Origin of the sequence: Ferrimonas sp. (genome assembly GCF_048263965.1) — a bacterium.
GTDB lineage: Bacteria > Pseudomonadota > Gammaproteobacteria > Enterobacterales > Shewanellaceae > Ferrimonas.
In genome coordinates this window covers 30,764-47,356 of sequence record NZ_JBLXDO010000023.1, presented here as the reverse complement: position 1 = coordinate 47,356, position 16,593 = coordinate 30,764, and the positions used below count along the sequence as shown (strand labels likewise).

The window sequence follows — 16,593 nt, the reverse complement described above, 5'->3', positions numbered from 1 at the left end:
TTGGCAATGAAACATGCGGTAGTCGTCGATTGCATCCGCACCCCCATGGGACGATCCAAGGGTGGGGTGTTCCGCAACGTTCGTGCTGAGACCCTGTCAGCGGAACTGATGAAACAGCTGCTCAAGCGCAACCCCAAGGTGGATCCCAACGAGATTGAGGATGTGATCTGGGGCTGTGTGCAGCAGACCCTGGAGCAGGGGTTCAACATTGGCCGCAACGCCGCCCTGCTGGCGGGTCTGCCCAAGAGCGTTGGCGCCGTCACCGTCAACCGACTGTGTGGCTCCTCCATGCAGGCGATTCACGATGCAGCCCGGGCCATCATGCTGGACCAGGGCGACATCTTCATCGTCGGTGGTGTCGAGCATATGGGCCATGTGCCCATGAACCACGGCGTGGACTTCCACCCCGGCCTGGCCAATAACGTGGCCAAGGCTGCGGGAATGATGGGCCTGACCGCCGAGATGCTGGGTAAGATGCATGGCATCAGCCGCCAGGCTCAGGATGAGTTCGGTGCCCGCTCCCACCAGTTGGCCCATCAGGCCACCCTGGAGGGGCGCTTCGCCAAGGAGATCGTGGCCATCGAGGGACACGATGGCGACGGGACCCTTGTCCAGGTCACTCAGGATGAGGTGATTCGCCCGGAAACCACCGTCGAAAGCCTGTCCGCTCTGCGTCCGGTGTTTGACCCGGTCAATGGTACCGTCACCGCAGGCACCTCCTCCGCCCTGTCCGATGGCGCGTCCGCCATGCTGCTGATGAGCGAAGAGAGGGCCAAGGCCCTGGGCCTGCCCATTCGCGCCCGCATCCGCGCCATGGCCATCGCCGGCTGCGATCCCTCCATCATGGGCTACGGCCCGGTGCCCGCCACTCAGAAGGCGCTCAAACGCAGCGGCCTGACCATGGCGGACATTCAGCAGGTTGAGCTCAATGAAGCCTTTGCCGCCCAGTCCCTGCCCTGTGCCAAGGACCTGGGGCTGCTGGATAAGATGGATGACATGGTCAACCTCAACGGTGGCGCCATCGCCCTGGGGCACCCTCTGGGTTGCTCCGGTGCGCGCATCTCCACCACCCTGATCAACCTGATGGAGCACCGCGACGTCCAACTGGGCCTGGCCACCATGTGTATCGGCCTGGGTCAGGGGATCGCCACCGTCTTCGAGCGGGTATAACCGCCAACTCAGACCCTAGGGGAAGCCTGTGCTTCCCCTTTTTTTGTGATCCCTCTGCACAAATTATGTGCAGCCGGCCGCCATCTCTTGCGTCATCACGCCAGCGGCGTATCATTACCGCCCTGTTTATTGAATTTGGTAGACCCCATGTCCGACACCTTCACCGACGCCAAACACACTCTGGATGCCATCGGGCTGCGCTGCCCTGAACCGGTTATGATGGTGCGTAAGACGGTGCGGAATATGGCTCAGGGTGAGACCCTGCTGATCACCGCGGACGATCCCTCCACCACCAGGGACATCCCCAGCTTCTGTCGTTTTATGGACCACACCCTGGTGGCCAGCCAGACCGACCAAGCCCCCTATCAGTACCTGATTCGCAAGGGCGGTTAGTCCCAGCGCTCCTGAGAACACACCCCCTTGCAAAAAAGCCGTTTATCACGGCTTTTTTTGTGCCTGCTCAACAAAACCACCAGCCACACTCCAGTATTGAGCACCATAAATGGTGGATCTGGGGCACACCAGAGGATCTCCCTGAACCACCAACGACTCCTTGGTATTCACCATCCCGGCCATTCAGTAGACTCGGTCTCCAGCGAATAAAGACAAAGACAGGGAACCCTATGTCAGCTCTCAAACCCCTCTATGCCGCCCTGCTGGCGGTCGGCCTGACCTGCACCGGACCGGTCCTGGCCAATGAATCCCCTGGCTGGGAGGTCAATCAGCCCCAAGGGCCTCTGCAGAAGATCAACATCGATGTCACCCAGGGTACCTGGATGAACCTGGACATCAGTCCGGACGGTAAGACCCTGGTGTTCGACCTGCTTGGGGACATCTACGCCATGCCGATTGCTGGAGGGGAAGCCACCCCGCTGATGAAGGGCATTGCCTGGCACATGCAACCCAGATTCAGCCCAGACGGCAACTACATCGCCTTCACCTCAGACCAGGATGGCGGTGACAACCTGTGGATCATGAAGGCGGATGGCAGCGACCCTCGTCCGGTCTCCGAGGAATCCTTCAGGCTGCTCAACAGTCCGGCCTGGAGCCCCGATGGGCAGTATCTGGTGGGCCGAAAACACTACACCGCAGCCCGCAGCCTGGGGGCCGGCGAGGTGTGGATGTATCACATCCAGGGCGGCAGCGGGATACCACTGACCGAGCGTCCCAACGACCAGAAAGACCTGGGCGAACCCGCCTTCTCCCCCGATGGCCGCTACATCTACTTCTCTCAGGATGCCACCCCGGGCAAGACCTTCCACTACTCCAAGGATTCGGTCCAGGGGATCTACAAGATTAAGCGCTACAACCGCGAAAGCGGCGAAATCGAAGTGCTGCTCAGCGGCACCGGGGGCGCCATCCGCCCCACCCCGAGTCCGGATGGCAAGACCCTGGCCTACATCAGCCGGGATGGTTTCCAGTCCAGCCTCTATCTCTATGACCTGGCTTCCGGGGAGAAGCGCAAGGTTTACGGTAATCTGGACAGGGATATGCAAGAAACCTGGGCCATCCACGGGGTCTACCCCACCCTGGCGTGGACCCCGGACAGCGAAGCCCTGGTGTTCTGGGCCGGCGGCAAGATCCACAGGCTGGATCTCGACGATGGCGACAGCCAGGTGATCCCCTTCCACGTCAGTACCCACAAGCAAGTTCAACCGGCGGTGCGATTTGCCCAACAGCTGGATCCGGACCAGTTCCAGGTGAAAATGCTGCGCCAGGTTCAGGTGTCTCCAGACGGCAAGCGGGTGGTGTTTGAGGCCCTGGGCAAACTCTGGCAGCGCAGCCTGCCCGATGGCAAACCCAAGCGCCTGACCCGCGAGAAGGAGGCCTTCGAGCTGTTCCCCCGTTTCTCCCGCGATGGCAAATCCCTGGTGTTCGTCACCTGGCAGGATGACAAACAGGGCGCCATCAAAGTGATGAATCTGCGCCGGGGCAAGATCACCACCCTGACCGAGGAGCCGGGCAAGTACGTGGAACCCGCCTTCAGCCCGGATGGCAACAGCGTAGTATTCCGTAAAGCGACCGGCGGTTACATCACCTCCCCCACCTGGGACAGAGACCCCGGCATCTACGCCATCCCGGTCAAGGGCGGCACCCCCCGCCTGGTCAGCGACAGCGGCAGCATGCCTCACTTCGGTGCCAATTCAGACCGACTGTTTCTCACCGATCTAGCAGAGGGCAAACCCGCCCTGGTATCCATCAACCTCCAGGGGTTCGACAAGCGGGTGCACTTTACTTCCGACCACGCCACCGAGTTCCACGTTTCCCCCAATGGTGATCGCCTCGCCTTTGCCGAGCGATTCAACGTCTTTGTCACCCCCTTCGGCCAGCATGGTGAAACCCTGCACATCGGCCCGGATGGCGGCGGACTGCCGGTAAAGCAGCTTTCCCAGCGAGCCGGCGAGAACATCAACTGGAGCGGCGACAGTCAGTCTCTCTACTGGTCCCTGGGGCCGGAGTTGTACCAAGTGGGCATCTCCGAGCTCTTTACTCCGGGTTTCGAGGGTGACACCCAGGCTCAGATGACCGAGATCGGCTTTAGCTCGGACACCTATGTTCCACGTGGAACCATCGTCTTTTCCGGCGGCCGAGTTGTCACCATGGAGGGGGATAAGGTCATTGAAGATGGCGTGGTGGTGGTGAAAGACAACACCATCATCGCCGTAGGCCAACGCAGTGAAGTTCCAGTCCCCGAGGATGCCCAGGTGATCGACATCCGGGGGAAAACCCTGATGCCCGGACTGTTCGATGCTCACGCCCACGGAGGTCAGGGCAGCAACGAGATCATCCCCAGACAGAACCGCATCAACTACGCCAGTCTGGCTCTGGGAGTCACCAGTATCCACGACCCCTCCAACGACACCACCGAGGTGTTCTCCGCCAGTGAGCTGCAGAAGGCCGGCGAAGTGACCGGGCCCCGAATCTTCTCCACCGGCACCATACTCTATGGCGCCAACATCCCGGGCTACACCTCTCATGTGGACAGCCTGGATGACGCCAAATTTCACCTGGAACGCCTGAAAAAAGTAGGCGCCTTCTCGGTGAAGAGTTACAACCAGCCCAGGCGCAACCAGAGGCAGCAGATCATCGCCGCGGCCCGTGAACTGGAGATGATGGTGGTCCCGGAAGGGGGCAGTCTGCTGCAGCACAACCTGTCGATGATTGCCGACGGTCACACCGGCGTGGAACACGCCATACCCGTGGCAGCGGTCTATGACGACATCAAGCAGTTCTGGAGCCAGACCGAAGTCGGTTACACCCCCACCCTGGTAGTGGCTTACGGCGGCATCTGGGGCGAACACTATTGGTACGACAAGACCGAAGTGTGGAAGCACCCTCGCCTGTCCAAGTATGTGCCCCAGGAGATTCTCCGACCCAGATCCATGCGCCGCACCACGGCACCGGATGAGCATTACAACCACTTCAATGTGGCCCGAATAGCCAATGAGCTTGGCCAGCTGGGTGTTCATGCCAACATCGGTGCCCACGGCCAGCGTGAAAGCCTCGGGGCCCACTGGGAGATCTGGATGTTCGCCCAGGGAGGGATGAGCAACCTGGAGGCCCTCAAGACCGCCACCATCAACCCGGCGATGCACTTCGGCATGGACCATCAGCTGGGCAGCATTGAGCCCGGAAAGCTAGCGGACCTGATCGTTATCGACGGCAACCCACTGGAAAACATCCGCCACAGCGACAGGGTGACTCACACCATGGTAGGCGGCCGACTCTATGATGCGGTGTCGATGAATGAGCTCAATGGGCACAAACGGGAAAGGGCCCCCTTCTACTTTGAAAAGTAGAGACTCAAACTAAGACCAGAGGGCTCATCTGAGCCCTCTCTTTTTGGCTATCTCGCCAGCGTCAGGCACTCCTCATAGGAGGGACAGGTCACCAGGTGATCGTTCACCATCCCCACCGCCTGCATAAAGGCGTAGCAGATGGTGGTGCCCACGAACGAGAACCCCGCTTTCTTAAGTGCCTTGCTCATGGCGTCCGATTCCGGACTGGAGGTGGGGTAAGGCTGACCCGACTCCAAGGCATTCACCAGGGTCTTGTGACCGGTAAAGGACCAGAGAAACTCTGAGAAGTCGATGCCCTGCTCCTGCATTGTCAGGTAGGCCCGGGCGTTCTTGATGATGGAGTTCACCTTAAGCCGGTTGCGGACGATGCCCGGGTCCAGCAGCAGCTGTTCGACCCGCTCCTCATCGAACTGGGCGATGCGCGCCGGTTCGAACTGCTCAAACACCTCATAATAGCGTGGCGTCTTGCGCAGGATGATCAGCCAGGAGAGTCCCGCCTGTTGACCATCCAGGCACAATTTGGCAAAGAGTTCCCGACCATCGGTGACCGGCCTGCCCCACTGAGTGTCGTGATACTCGACATATTGGGGGTCCTCTCCACACCAGGAGCAACGTTGCTTATCCATCGATTCCCTATTCCTTACTCAAGACGACAAAATTTAGCCTACATACCCGGCCTCTAGGAAGGTATACTATTGCCCATTTCGCGCAAGTTTCACGCCATTTAGACGTATCCAGGTGATACCCCATGCAAAAGTTTGACGTCAAGACCTTCCAGGGTCTGATCCTGCAGTTGCAGGACTTCTGGGCTCGCCAGGGTTGCACCATCGTGCAGCCACTGGACATCGAAGTGGGTGCGGGTACTTCCCACCCCATGACCTGCCTGCGTGCCATTGGCCCCGAGCCAATCGCCACCGCTTATGTGCAGCCTTCCCGCCGTCCTACCGACGGTCGTTACGGCGAGAACCCAAACCGCCTTCAGCACTTCTACCAGTTCCAGGTGATCATCAAGCCCTCTCCGGCTGAGATTCAGGAGCTGTATCTGGAGTCCCTGCGCGAGCTGGGTCTGGACACCGAAGTGCACGACATTCGCTTCGTTGAAGACAACTGGGAGAACCCCACCCTGGGTGCCTGGGGTCTGGGCTGGGAAGTGTGGCTGAACGGCATGGAAATCACCCAGTTCACCTACTTCCAGCAGGTGGGCGGCCTGGACTGTCGTCCCGTCACCGGCGAAATCACCTACGGCCTGGAGCGTCTGGCCATGTACCTGCAGGGCGTAGACAACGTCTATGACCTGGTGTGGTCCGATGGTCCTCTGGGCAAGACCACCTACGGAGATGTGTTCCATCAGAACGAGGTGGAGCAGTCCACCTATAACTTCGAACACGCCGATGTGGACTTCCTGTTCACCCTCTTCGACCAGTGCGAGAAGGAAGCCAAGCACCTGCTGGAGCTGGAGGCGCCTCTGCCACTGGCAGCCTATGAGCGCATCCTCAAGGCGGGTCACGCGTTCAACCTGCTGGACGCCCGCAAGGCGATCTCCGTGACTGAACGTCAGCGCTATATCCTGCGTATCCGCACCCTGACCAAGTCCGTCGCAGAAGCCTATTACGCCTCCCGTGAGGCCCTGGGCTTCCCCATGTGCCAAAAGGAGCAGTAAGAGACAATGGCTACTGAAACATTTCTGGTAGAGCTGGGCACCGAAGAGCTGCCACCAAAGGCACTGCGACAGCTGGGCGAAGCGTTTCGCGACAACCTGGTAGAGCTGCTGGCCAAGGCGGAACTGCCCCATGGTCAGGTTGAGTGGTTTGCCTCCCCTCGCCGCCTGGCGGTCAAGATCGCCGAGATGACCCCGTCCCAGGCGGACAAGGTGGTTGAGAAGCGCGGCCCGGCGGTGAAAGCCGCTTTCGACGCCGATGGCAACCCCACCAAAGCCGCCGAAGGCTGGGCCCGCAGCAACGGCATCACCGTTGCCGAGGCCGACCGCATGGTCACCGATAAGGGTGAGTGGCTGCTGCATAAGGCCGAGGTTAAGGGCCAGGGCGCCGACGCTCTGCTGCCACAGCTGGTCAAGGAAGCCCTGTCCAAGCTGCCTATCCCCAAGGCGATGCGCTGGGGCAGCTCCGAGACTCAGTTTATCCGTCCTGTGCACACCCTGACTCTGCTGCTGGGTAACACCTCCCTGGACGCCGAGATCCTGGATGTGAAAAGTGGCCTGACGCTTAAGGGGCACCGTTTCATGGGCCAGCAAACCCTGACCATTGCCGACGCAGAGCAGTACCCGGCTTTGCTCGAGGAGCAGGGTAAGGTGATTGCCGACTACGAGGCGCGTAAAGCCAAGATCAGGGCCGACCTGACCGCCGCCGCCGCCGAGATTGGCGGTAACCCCGACATGGATGATGAGCTGCTGGAAGAGGTTACCTCTCTGGTGGAATGGCCGGTGGTGATGATGGCCTCCTTCGAAGAGAAGTTCCTCAACGTCCCAGCCGAAGCCCTGGTCTACACCATGAAGGGTGACCAGAAGTACTTCCCCCTCTATGACAACGACGGCAAGCTGATGCCCCGTTTCCTGTTTGTTGCCAACGTGGACTCCAAGGATCCCCGTCAGGTGATCGAGGGCAACGAGAAGGTGGTGCGTCCCCGCCTGGCAGACGCGGAGTTCTTCTTCGAGACCGACAAGAAGCAGCAGCTGGTGGATCAGCTGCCCCGCCTGCAGAGCGTGCTGTTCCAGAAACAGCTGGGCACCCTGCGCGACAAGACCGATCGCATCCTGGCCCTGTCCGAGTACATCGCCGGACAGATTGGTGCCAACACCGAGCACGCGGCCCGCGCCGGCCTGCTGTGCAAGTGTGACCTGATGACCTCCATGGTGTTCGAATTCACCGACACCCAGGGCATCATGGGCATGCACTACGCTCGCCACGACGGCGAGGCGGAAGAGGTGGCCATCGCCCTGAACGAGCAGTACATGCCACGCTACAGTGGTGACGATCTGCCCGCCTCCGGCGTGGCTCAGGCCCTGGCCCTGGCCGACAAGATGGACACCCTGGTGGGCATCTTCGGTATCGGTCAGGCCCCTAAGGGTGCCGCCGACCCCTTCGCCCTGCGCCGTGCCGCCATCGGTGCTCTGCGCATCATCGTAGAGAAGGCCCTGCCCCTGGATCTGGCCGATCTCATCGCCAAGGCCAAGGAGCTGTTCGGTGACAAGCTGACCAACGACAAGGTCGCCGATGACGTACTGGAGTTCATGCTGGGTCGCTTCCGCGCCTGGTACCAGGATGAAGGCTACCCGGTGGATGTGATTCAGGCGGTACTGGCCCTGCGTCCCAGCCGTCCACTGGAGTTCGATCGCCGCGTGAAGGCGGTTCAGGCCTTCCGTCAGCTGGATGCGGCCCAGGCTCTGGCCGCCGCCAACAAGCGGGTAGGTAACATCCTGGCCAAATCCGACGCCGCCATTGCCGACAGCATCGACGAAGCCCTGCTGCAAGAAGCCGCTGAGAAGGCCCTGGCTGCCGCCATCAGCGATACCAAGGGCAAAGTTGAGCCTCTGTTCGCCCAAGGCAACTACGGCGATGCCCTGGCCATTCTGGCCGGCCTGCGTGATACCATCGATAACTTCTTCGAAGAGGTGATGGTGAACGCCGAAGATCCAGCCCTGAAGGCCAACCGCCTGGCGATGCTCAAGCAGCTTCGCGGTCTGTTTATGCAGGCTGCCGATATCTCTCTTCTGCAGCAGTAAAACGCGGATTCAATCACACAGAGGGGCGCCCAGTGGGCGCCCCTTTTTTAATTGTTCCTGAACGGGAACGCTGTGTTCGAACGAATTTAGTTGTCTTTGGCGCAACTCGACATAGAATGTCGAAAACCGGTGCGTACGACCAATTTCATGGGTCAGTGTATCGGTGCACTCCTCAAAAGATCCCACCGATTCCTGTCCCCCCAATTTCGTAGTATTCGGGAATCGATCATGCATATTGAAGCTGACATCAAACTGGGTTTTAAAGACGTCCTGTTCCGCCCCAAGCGCTCTACTCTGGCCAGCCGTTCCCAGGTCAATATTGAACGTACCTTTATCTTCAAACACGCCCCACAACCCTGGACAGGTGTGCCCATCATTGCCGCCAACATGGACACCGTAGGCACCTTTGAGATGGCCGAAGCCCTGGCCCGCCATAAGATGCTCTGTGCGGTGCACAAACACTACAGCGAAGAGGAGTGGCAGCAATGGCTGGCTGACAAGGAAAGCGGCTTCTTCGAGCACATCATGGTCTCCACCGGTGTCTCCGATAACGACTTCGGCAAGCTGCAGCGCCTCCTTTGCCAGCACCCCGCGCTGAGGTTCGTCTGCATCGACGTGGCCAATGGTTACCAGCAGAGCTTTGTGGACTTCGTGCGCAAGGTGCGCCAACACTATCCAGACAAGGTGATTGTGGCAGGCAACGTGGTCACCGGCGAGATGGTGGAAGAGTTGCTGATAAGCGGCGCTGATATCGTCAAGGTTGGTATCGGCCCGGGGTCGGTATGCACCACTCGGGTAAAGACCGGTGTCGGCTACCCCCAGTTGTCCGCGGTGATCGAGTGCGCCGACGCGGCTCACGGCCTGGGCGGCCAAATCATCAGCGACGGTGGCTGCACCTGTGCCGGCGATGTCTCCAAGGCCTTTGGTGGCGGCGCCGACTTCGTGATGATAGGCGGTATGTTGGCCGGTCACGATCAGAGTGGCGGCGAAGCCGTGGAAAAAGATGGCAAACAGTACCGTGCCTTCTACGGAATGAGCTCGGCCACTGCCATGGGTAAATACGCCGGCGGTGTGGCCAATTACCGAGCCTCCGAAGGCAAGACGGTGATGGTTCCCTACCGGGGTGACGTAGAGGCGACCGTCCAGGATGTGTTGGGGGGCGTGCGCTCCACCTGCACCTATGTGGGCGCCGCCAAGCTCAAAGAGCTGTCAAAGCGCACCACCTTTATTCGGGTTCAGGAACAGGAAAACCGGGTCTTCAACTGATGTTCCACGTGAAACAATGATCAGAGAACAGGGGACAAATCGTCCCCTTTTTCATGGTCCTTTTTGGAAACTCTATTGCCCACTTCCATGTTCCACGTGGAACACTCCTTAGCCAATTTTCGCCATGTCCTGCAAAGTGACTCGTCGCCGTCGGCGACAGATCAGCGGTTGACGCCATAGGCCAGGGCTACCAGCGACGCCTAAGACCAATAAAAAAGGGCGCCATCGAGGCGCCCTTTTCTTTACTCTGTCGTGTGCGGTTACACGTCCAGGTTTGCCAACAGTGCGTTCCTTTCTATGAAGTCACGACGTGGTTCAACCTGGTCACCCATCAAGGTGGTGAACAGCTGGTCACAGGCGATGGCGTCCTCAATGGTCACCTTCAGCATACGACGGGCTTCCGGATCCATGGTGGTTTCCCAGAGCTGCTCAGGGTTCATCTCGCCCAGACCCTTATAACGCTGGATGTAGAGGCCACGCTTGGACTCGGTCATCAACCAGGTCAGCGCTTCTTCGAAGGAGGTCACCGGACGGGTACGCTCACCACGACGAACATACCCCCCCTCTTCCACCAGATCGGCAATCTCATTGCCCAGGGCAACGATGGCCTGGTAATCCGGGGACTGGAGGAAGTCGTAGGTCAACAGGTACTCGTGATCGATACCGTGCTGGCGCAATACCAGTTTCGGCTGCTGAACATTACGCTCGGCATCGAACACCACCTCGGCTCGGTAGTAGGAACCGTCACTGGTCTTGTCGTTAACCGCTTCGGCGACCGCATCACCCCAAGCCTTCATATCAGACTCAGACTGGAGTTGGGCCTCGGCAACGCCACCGGCGTAGATCAGCGCTGCCAGCAGCTCACGGGGGAAACGACGGCTCTGGCGATCCATCACCGCCTCAACGCCACGGTACTGGTTGACCAGAGATTCCAGGGCGGTGTCGGCGATACCAGGGGCCTCGGCATTCACATGCAGGGAGGACTTCTCCAGCGCCAGTGTGGTCAGATATTCGGTCAGGGCTGGCTCATCCTTGATGTAGCGCTCCTGCTTGCCCTTTTTCACCTTGTAGAGAGGTGGCTGGGCAATGTAGACGTAACCGCGCTCAATCAGCTCTGGCATCTGACGGTAGAAGAAGGTCAGCAGCAGAGTACGAATGTGAGAACCGTCCACGTCAGCATCGGTCATGATGATGATGTTGTGGTAGCGGGTCTTTTCAGGATTGTAGTCTTCCCGGCCAATGCCACAGCCCAGGGCGGTGATCAGGGTCGCCACCTCCTGGGAGGAGAGCATCTTGTCAAAGCGCGCCTTCTCGACGTTCAGGATCTTACCCTTCAGAGGCAGGATAGCCTGGGTCTTACGGTTACGGCCCTGCTTGGCGGAACCGCCGGCCGAGTCACCCTCCACAATGTAGATTTCAGAAAGTGCAGGATCCTTCTCCTGGCAATCCGCCAGTTTACCGGGCAGTCCGGCCAGATCCATGGCGCCCTTGCGGCGAGTCATTTCACGCGCCTTACGGGCGGCTTCACGAGCGCGGGCGGCATCGATGATCTTGTTGACCACCGACTTGGCGTCGTTGGGGTTCTCCATCAGGTAGTCGCTGAGCTTCTCACCCATGGTCTGCTCCACCGCAGACTTCACCTCGGAGGAGACCAGTTTGTCCTTGGTCTGAGAGGAGAACTTGGGATCCGGAACCTTCACGGAGATCACCGCGGTCAGACCTTCACGGGCATCATCGCCTGTGGCACTGGTCTTGTTCTTCTTATTGAAGCCCTCTTTCTCCATGTAGGAGTTCAGGGTCCGGGTCAGCGCGGCACGGAAACCGGCCAGGTGAGTACCACCATCGCGCTGAGGAATGTTGTTGGTAAAGCAGTAGATGTTTTCCTGGAAACCATCGTTCCACTGCATGGACACTTCAACAGAGATGCCATCTTCACGCTCACTGTTGAAGCTGAACGCGGTGGGGTGGATAGGCGTCTTGTTCTGGTTGAGATACTCAACAAACGCCTGAATGCCACCTTCATAGCAGAAGTGGTCACTCTTGTCGTCGCGCTCATCCACCAACCTGATGGAGACGCCGGAGTTCAGGAAGGAGAGCTCGCGCAGTCGCTTCGCCAGGATATCGTAGTGGAACTCGATATCGGAGAAGGTACCTGGGCTCGGCCAGAAACGGATGGCAGTACCCGTCTTGTCTGTTTCGCCGATGGCGCCCAGGGGCGCCTCAGGCTCACCCAAGTGATAGATCTGCTGGTGTACCTTACCCTGACGTCGAACCGTCAGTTCCAGCTTATCGGAGAGTGCGTTTACAACGGACACACCTACGCCGTGCAGACCACCGGACACCTTATAGGAGTTATCATCGAACTTACCCCCGGCGTGCAGCACGGTCATGATCACCTGTGCGGCGGACACCCCTTCTTCAGGGTGAATATCCACAGGAATGCCTCGGCCGTCATCCTGGACCGACACAGAGCCATCCATGTGGATGGTCACGATGATGTCGTTACAGTGCCCTGCAAGCGCTTCGTCGATGGAGTTATCCACCACTTCGAACACCATGTGGTGCAGGCCGGTGCCGTCATCCGTATCACCAATGTACATACCCGGACGCTTACGAACGGCGTCCAGACCCTTAAGGACCTTAATGCTCGAGGATCCGTAACTTTGCTCTGACATACGCTTGTCTCTGGTTAACTATCCTTTGTCGTGACCTTGCCATGTTCCACGTGGAACTTGCGCTGCCAACCTATCATGGTCAACTGCTCGGGATCGATGGCGGTCACAAAGACCTGGCTGCCGGTCTGCTCCAGTTGCCTGAGCAACAGAGTACGCTTCTCAGCGTCCAGCTCGGAGGCCAAATCATCAACTAAATAAATGCATTGCTTGTTGTGCTGTTTACTGAGCAGTACGCCTTGGGCAATCTTTAAGGCGCAGACCAGCAGTTTCAACTGGCCCCGGGACAGCACATCTTGTACCGGAATGTTGTTGACCCTGAGTCGCAGATCCGCCTTATGGGGACCGGACACCGTATACCCCAACTGTTTATCACGTTGGAGTTGCTCAGTAAGTAATTGTTCTATATCGGATTTAGAATCCCATCCCTGGCTGAACGATACACGAACAGGCACCTGGGGTAAAAACGTTCCTATTATACCCTCCAAGACGCCATTTAACGAATTTACCCACGACCTTCGCATCTCGGTCAAGGTCTGGCTGTATTGAGCTAACTGCTTATCCCAGATGGCGATCTGTCTGTCTTCCACCTGGTTTCTCAGAAGTTGGTTGCGTTGCTTCAGCAATCGGCGGCAACGAGCCCAAACAAGGTGAAACTGCGGATCGCTGTGGAAGGCCCCCCAGTCGATGTATTCACGCCTGGCCTTGGGGCCATCCAGCAACAGCGCGAAGCTCTCCGGGGTGATCAACTGCAGCGGCAGAAGCTTGGCAAGCTCAGCCATTCGTTCCGGTCGTTCGCCGTTGATTCTGACTTCCGCCTCTCCCTGGCGGTTACGTTGCAGCCCTACCCGCTCATCGCCAATGCGGGCGAACAGGGTAAAGGCGTCCTGTTGGTACTGAATCACCCTGTGGGACTGAAGGCTGCGAAAAGAGCGTCCCAGCCCCAGGAACCAGATCGCCTCCAGCACGCTGGTCTTGCCGCTGCCGTTGGCGCCGTGGATAAGATTAAGACCGCCGGCGGGTTGCAGGTCGGCGGCCTCGATATTGCGGAAGTGGGTTAGCCTTAGCTGACTGAGGGCCATTACAACCGCATCGGCATCACGACATAGAGGGCCTCATCGTCCTCCACGTTCTCAAACAGGGCACTGGAGTTTGCATCACTCATGATCAGCTTCACCTGCTCCCGCTTCAGGGCGTTGAGTACATCCAGCACGTAGCTGACGTTAAAGCCGATCTCCAGCTCGCCATGGGGATACTGAACGTCCAACATCTCCACCGCCTCCTCCTGCTCGGGGTTGTTGGCGGTGATCTTCAGTTCGTTGTTGTCCAGGTTCAGGCGAACACCACGAAACTTCTCGTTGGAGAGAATGGCCGCCCGGGCAAAGGCACTGCGAAGCACCTCCCGGTCCGCGATCAGTACCTTGTCTCCTCCCTGAGGCAGGACTCGCCGGTACTCGGGGAAACGACCATCCACCAGTTTGGAGGTAAAGATGGCGTCCTCGGTCACGGCACGAATGTTGCCGTTACCGATGCACAGGGTGATGTCGGCATCCTCTTCGTTAAACAGGCGAACCAGCTCGATCACCCCTTTACGCGGCACGATAACCTGCTTTTCGGGGAGGTTGGCGTCAATATTCCGGTAGGCCACTGCCAACCGATGACCGTCAGTGGCCACCGTCCTGAGGACGCTGCCCTCAGTCTCGAACAGCATGCCGTTCAGGTAGTAACGCACATCCTGATTGGCCATGGAGAACTGAGTGGCTTCAATCAACTGCTTCAGCACCCCTTGCTTCAGGGTGAACTGCTGCTCTTCATGCCAGTCCCCCATGTTGGGGTAATCTTCGGCGGGAAGCGTGGTCAAATTAAAGCGGCTACGACCAGAGCGAATCATCAGCCGGTTGTCCTGCTGCTCGATCTGAATCTCCACCAGATCAGGCAGACTGCGGCAGATATCGAGGAACTTGCGCGCGGGCACCGTGGTGCGACCGGGGATCACCTCACCTTCCAGGGCACACTGCCCCACCAGTTCCACTTCGAGGTCGGTGCCGGTCAGTTTAAGTAAGTGGTCACTTACTTCCATCAGCACATTGGAGAGGATTGGCAGGTTATGGCGCCGCTCAACGGCTCCGGAAACCAGCTGCAGAGGCTTTAACAGGGCTTCGCGGTTAATGGAAAATTTCATCTTTGTCTCTCTGGATTAAGAGGAAAGTGTCCGGATGAGGTTGGCGTAATCCTCTTTGATGTCGTGGCTCTCTTCCCGCAGTTGCTCAATCTTGCGGCAAGCGTGCAGCACCGTGGTATGGTCCCGGCCACCAAAGGCATCGCCGATCTCGGGCAAACTGTGGTTGGTCAACTCCTTGGCCAGGGCCATGGCCACCTGACGCGGACGGGCCACAGAACGGGAGCGACGCTTAGAGAGAATGTCCGCCACTTTAATCTTGTAGTATTCGGCCACTGTCTTCTGAATATTGTCGATGGTCACCAACTTCTCCTGCAGGGCCAGCAGATCACGCAGGGCCTCGCGGACGAAATCGATGGTGATGGGACGACCGGTGAAGTTGGCGTTGGCAATCACCCGGTTCAGTGCCCCTTCCAGCTCCCGCACGTTGGAGCGCAGACGCTTGGCAATGAAGAACGCCACCTCATCAGGCAGGTGAATCTTGCTCTCCTCCGCCTTGCGCATCAGGATCGCCACCCGGGTTTCCAGCTCCGGTGGCTCGATGGCCACGGTCAGACCCCACCCGAACCTGGACTTCAGTCTGTCCTCTACCCCATCGATCTCCTTGGGATAGCGATCCGAGGTCAGGATGATCTGGTGGTTGCCCTCCAACAGCGCGTTGAAGGTATGGAAGAACTCCTCCTGGGAGCGATCCTTGTTGGCGAAGAACTGGATGTCATCGATAAGCAGTGCATCCACACTGCGGTAGTAACGTTTGAATTCTGCGATGGCGTTATTCTGCAGAGCCCGCACCATATCCTGCACAAAACGCTCAGAGTGCATGTAGATCACCTTGGCGTTGGGGTTGTTCTTCAGGATGCCGTTGCCCACGGCGTGCAACAGGTGGGTCTTACCCAGGCCGGTTCCCCCATAAAGGAAAAGGGGGTTGTAGGCACCACCGGGGTTATCGGAAACCTGAGTGGCGGCCGCGCGGGCCAGCTGGTTGGATTTACCCTCAACAAAGTTGTCGAATTGGTAAGTGCGGTTGATGTTGCTGCGGTTGCCACCGGCCACAGGGGTCACCTGAGGTGGCTCCACATGACCCACCGCCGGGACGGGCACCGGAGAAGCGGGCTGAACGGGCTTGGGCACACTGGTCTTTGCCGCAGAGGGGCGACTGCCGATATCAAACTTCAGGGTGGGAGCCTGATCGCCCATGGCCCCCTGGAGATAGCTGTTGATCTGATCCAGATATTTGTCCCGGACCCAGTCGAGCACAAAGCGGTTTGGGGCATACAGAGTCAGTGTCTGATCTTCAAATTCAGCCTGAAGTGGACGTATCCACATGCTGAACTGTTGAGCCGGCAGCTCCTCCTGAAGGGTTGCTACGCATTGCTGCCAAACAGACAAAGTCACCGTAATTACTCCGAAAAAATTATCACCCAAGGGCGACAATTCTACCCTTCCTAAAGGGTGATCGCCAGCCATTTACCTAAGTTATCCCCAATTTTGATCCTTGATCTTTCACCCAAAGATCTGCCGCAAAGGATCCCGGAGATCCCTGCTCAATTGCCTGAGCCACAAGGACTGGAAAGGGATCGCAAAAAACACTATACTCCGCGTCCGCAGGATCCGATCGCGATCGTGCTGTCTATATCTTGGGGTGAGAACACAGTTTTATCCACAAGACATGGGGGTGAGGAGATTTATTGAAAAATACCCATCTCCAGATTGACTAAGTAGGTCGACTTTTTGTAGAATTCGGCCTCTTTTTTGAACCGATTCCAC

At 58.5% G+C, this 16,593-nt stretch carries 11 protein-coding genes; 6 read left to right on the top strand and 5 right to left on the bottom strand.

What is annotated here, in order from left to right; all coding sequences use genetic code 11:
* Positions 1–6: 6 nt before the first annotated feature.
* From fadA to ACN0RV_RS16655, 3 genes are all read left to right on the top strand, one after another.
* Positions 7–1,170, top strand: a complete 1,164-nt coding sequence (fadA, locus tag ACN0RV_RS16665; RefSeq protein WP_417349344.1) for an acetyl-CoA C-acyltransferase FadA — start codon at positions 7–9, stop codon at positions 1,168–1,170.
* A gap of 147 nt (positions 1,171–1,317) precedes the next feature.
* Positions 1,318–1,563, top strand: a complete 246-nt coding sequence (gene tusA, locus ACN0RV_RS16660) for a sulfurtransferase TusA (protein WP_417349343.1) — start codon at positions 1,318–1,320, stop codon at positions 1,561–1,563.
* Between the two features lie 230 nt (positions 1,564–1,793).
* Positions 1,794–4,970 carry an amidohydrolase family protein gene (locus ACN0RV_RS16655; protein ID WP_417349341.1) on the top strand — a complete coding sequence of 1,059 codons (3,177 nt, stop codon included), beginning with the start codon at positions 1,794–1,796 and terminating at the stop codon, positions 4,968–4,970.
* A gap of 47 nt (positions 4,971–5,017) precedes the next feature.
* Here ACN0RV_RS16655 and ACN0RV_RS16650 read toward each other — a convergent pair whose 3' ends face one another.
* Complete coding sequence (locus ACN0RV_RS16650) at positions 5,018–5,596, bottom strand: DNA-3-methyladenine glycosylase I (RefSeq protein WP_417349340.1); 579 nt, start codon at positions 5,594–5,596, stop codon at positions 5,018–5,020.
* Positions 5,597–5,718: 122 nt separating this feature from the next.
* Between ACN0RV_RS16650 and glyQ the strand changes: the two genes are divergently transcribed.
* From glyQ to ACN0RV_RS16635, 3 genes are all read left to right on the top strand, one after another.
* On the top strand, positions 5,719–6,630 hold the full coding sequence (gene glyQ / locus ACN0RV_RS16645; protein ID WP_417349338.1) for a glycine--tRNA ligase subunit alpha: 912 nt from the start codon (positions 5,719–5,721) through the stop codon (positions 6,628–6,630).
* 6 nt (positions 6,631–6,636) lie between these two features.
* Positions 6,637–8,709, top strand: coding sequence for a glycine--tRNA ligase subunit beta (gene glyS, locus ACN0RV_RS16640; RefSeq protein ID WP_417349337.1), 2,073 nt, complete (start codon positions 6,637–6,639; stop codon positions 8,707–8,709).
* A 228-nt stretch (positions 8,710–8,937) separates the two neighbouring features.
* Positions 8,938–9,975: a GMP reductase gene (locus tag ACN0RV_RS16635; RefSeq protein WP_417349335.1), complete on the top strand. Its 1,038-nt coding sequence runs from the start codon at positions 8,938–8,940 to the stop codon at positions 9,973–9,975.
* 260 nt (positions 9,976–10,235) lie between these two features.
* Here ACN0RV_RS16635 and gyrB read toward each other — a convergent pair whose 3' ends face one another.
* Genes gyrB through dnaA form a run of 4 tightly spaced genes read right to left on the bottom strand, consistent with a single transcriptional unit; the run spans position 10,236 to position 16,221 of the window.
* A complete protein-coding gene (gene gyrB, locus ACN0RV_RS16630; RefSeq protein ID WP_417349333.1) occupies positions 10,236–12,650 on the bottom strand; it encodes a DNA topoisomerase (ATP-hydrolyzing) subunit B in 2,415 nt (804 codons plus the stop codon).
* Positions 12,651–12,664: 14 nt separating this feature from the next.
* Entirely contained in the window at positions 12,665–13,729 is a 1,065-nt protein-coding gene (gene recF, locus ACN0RV_RS16625; protein ID WP_417349331.1) for a DNA replication/repair protein RecF, read from the bottom strand.
* Positions 13,729–14,829, bottom strand: coding sequence for a DNA polymerase III subunit beta (gene dnaN / locus ACN0RV_RS16620; protein WP_417349329.1), 1,101 nt, complete (start codon positions 14,827–14,829; stop codon positions 13,729–13,731). Before dnaN ends, recF begins: the two co-directional genes overlap by 1 nt.
* A gap of 15 nt (positions 14,830–14,844) precedes the next feature.
* A complete protein-coding gene (dnaA, locus tag ACN0RV_RS16615; protein WP_417349327.1) occupies positions 14,845–16,221 on the bottom strand; it encodes a chromosomal replication initiator protein DnaA in 1,377 nt (458 codons plus the stop codon).
* Positions 16,222–16,593: the final 372 nt, after the last annotated feature.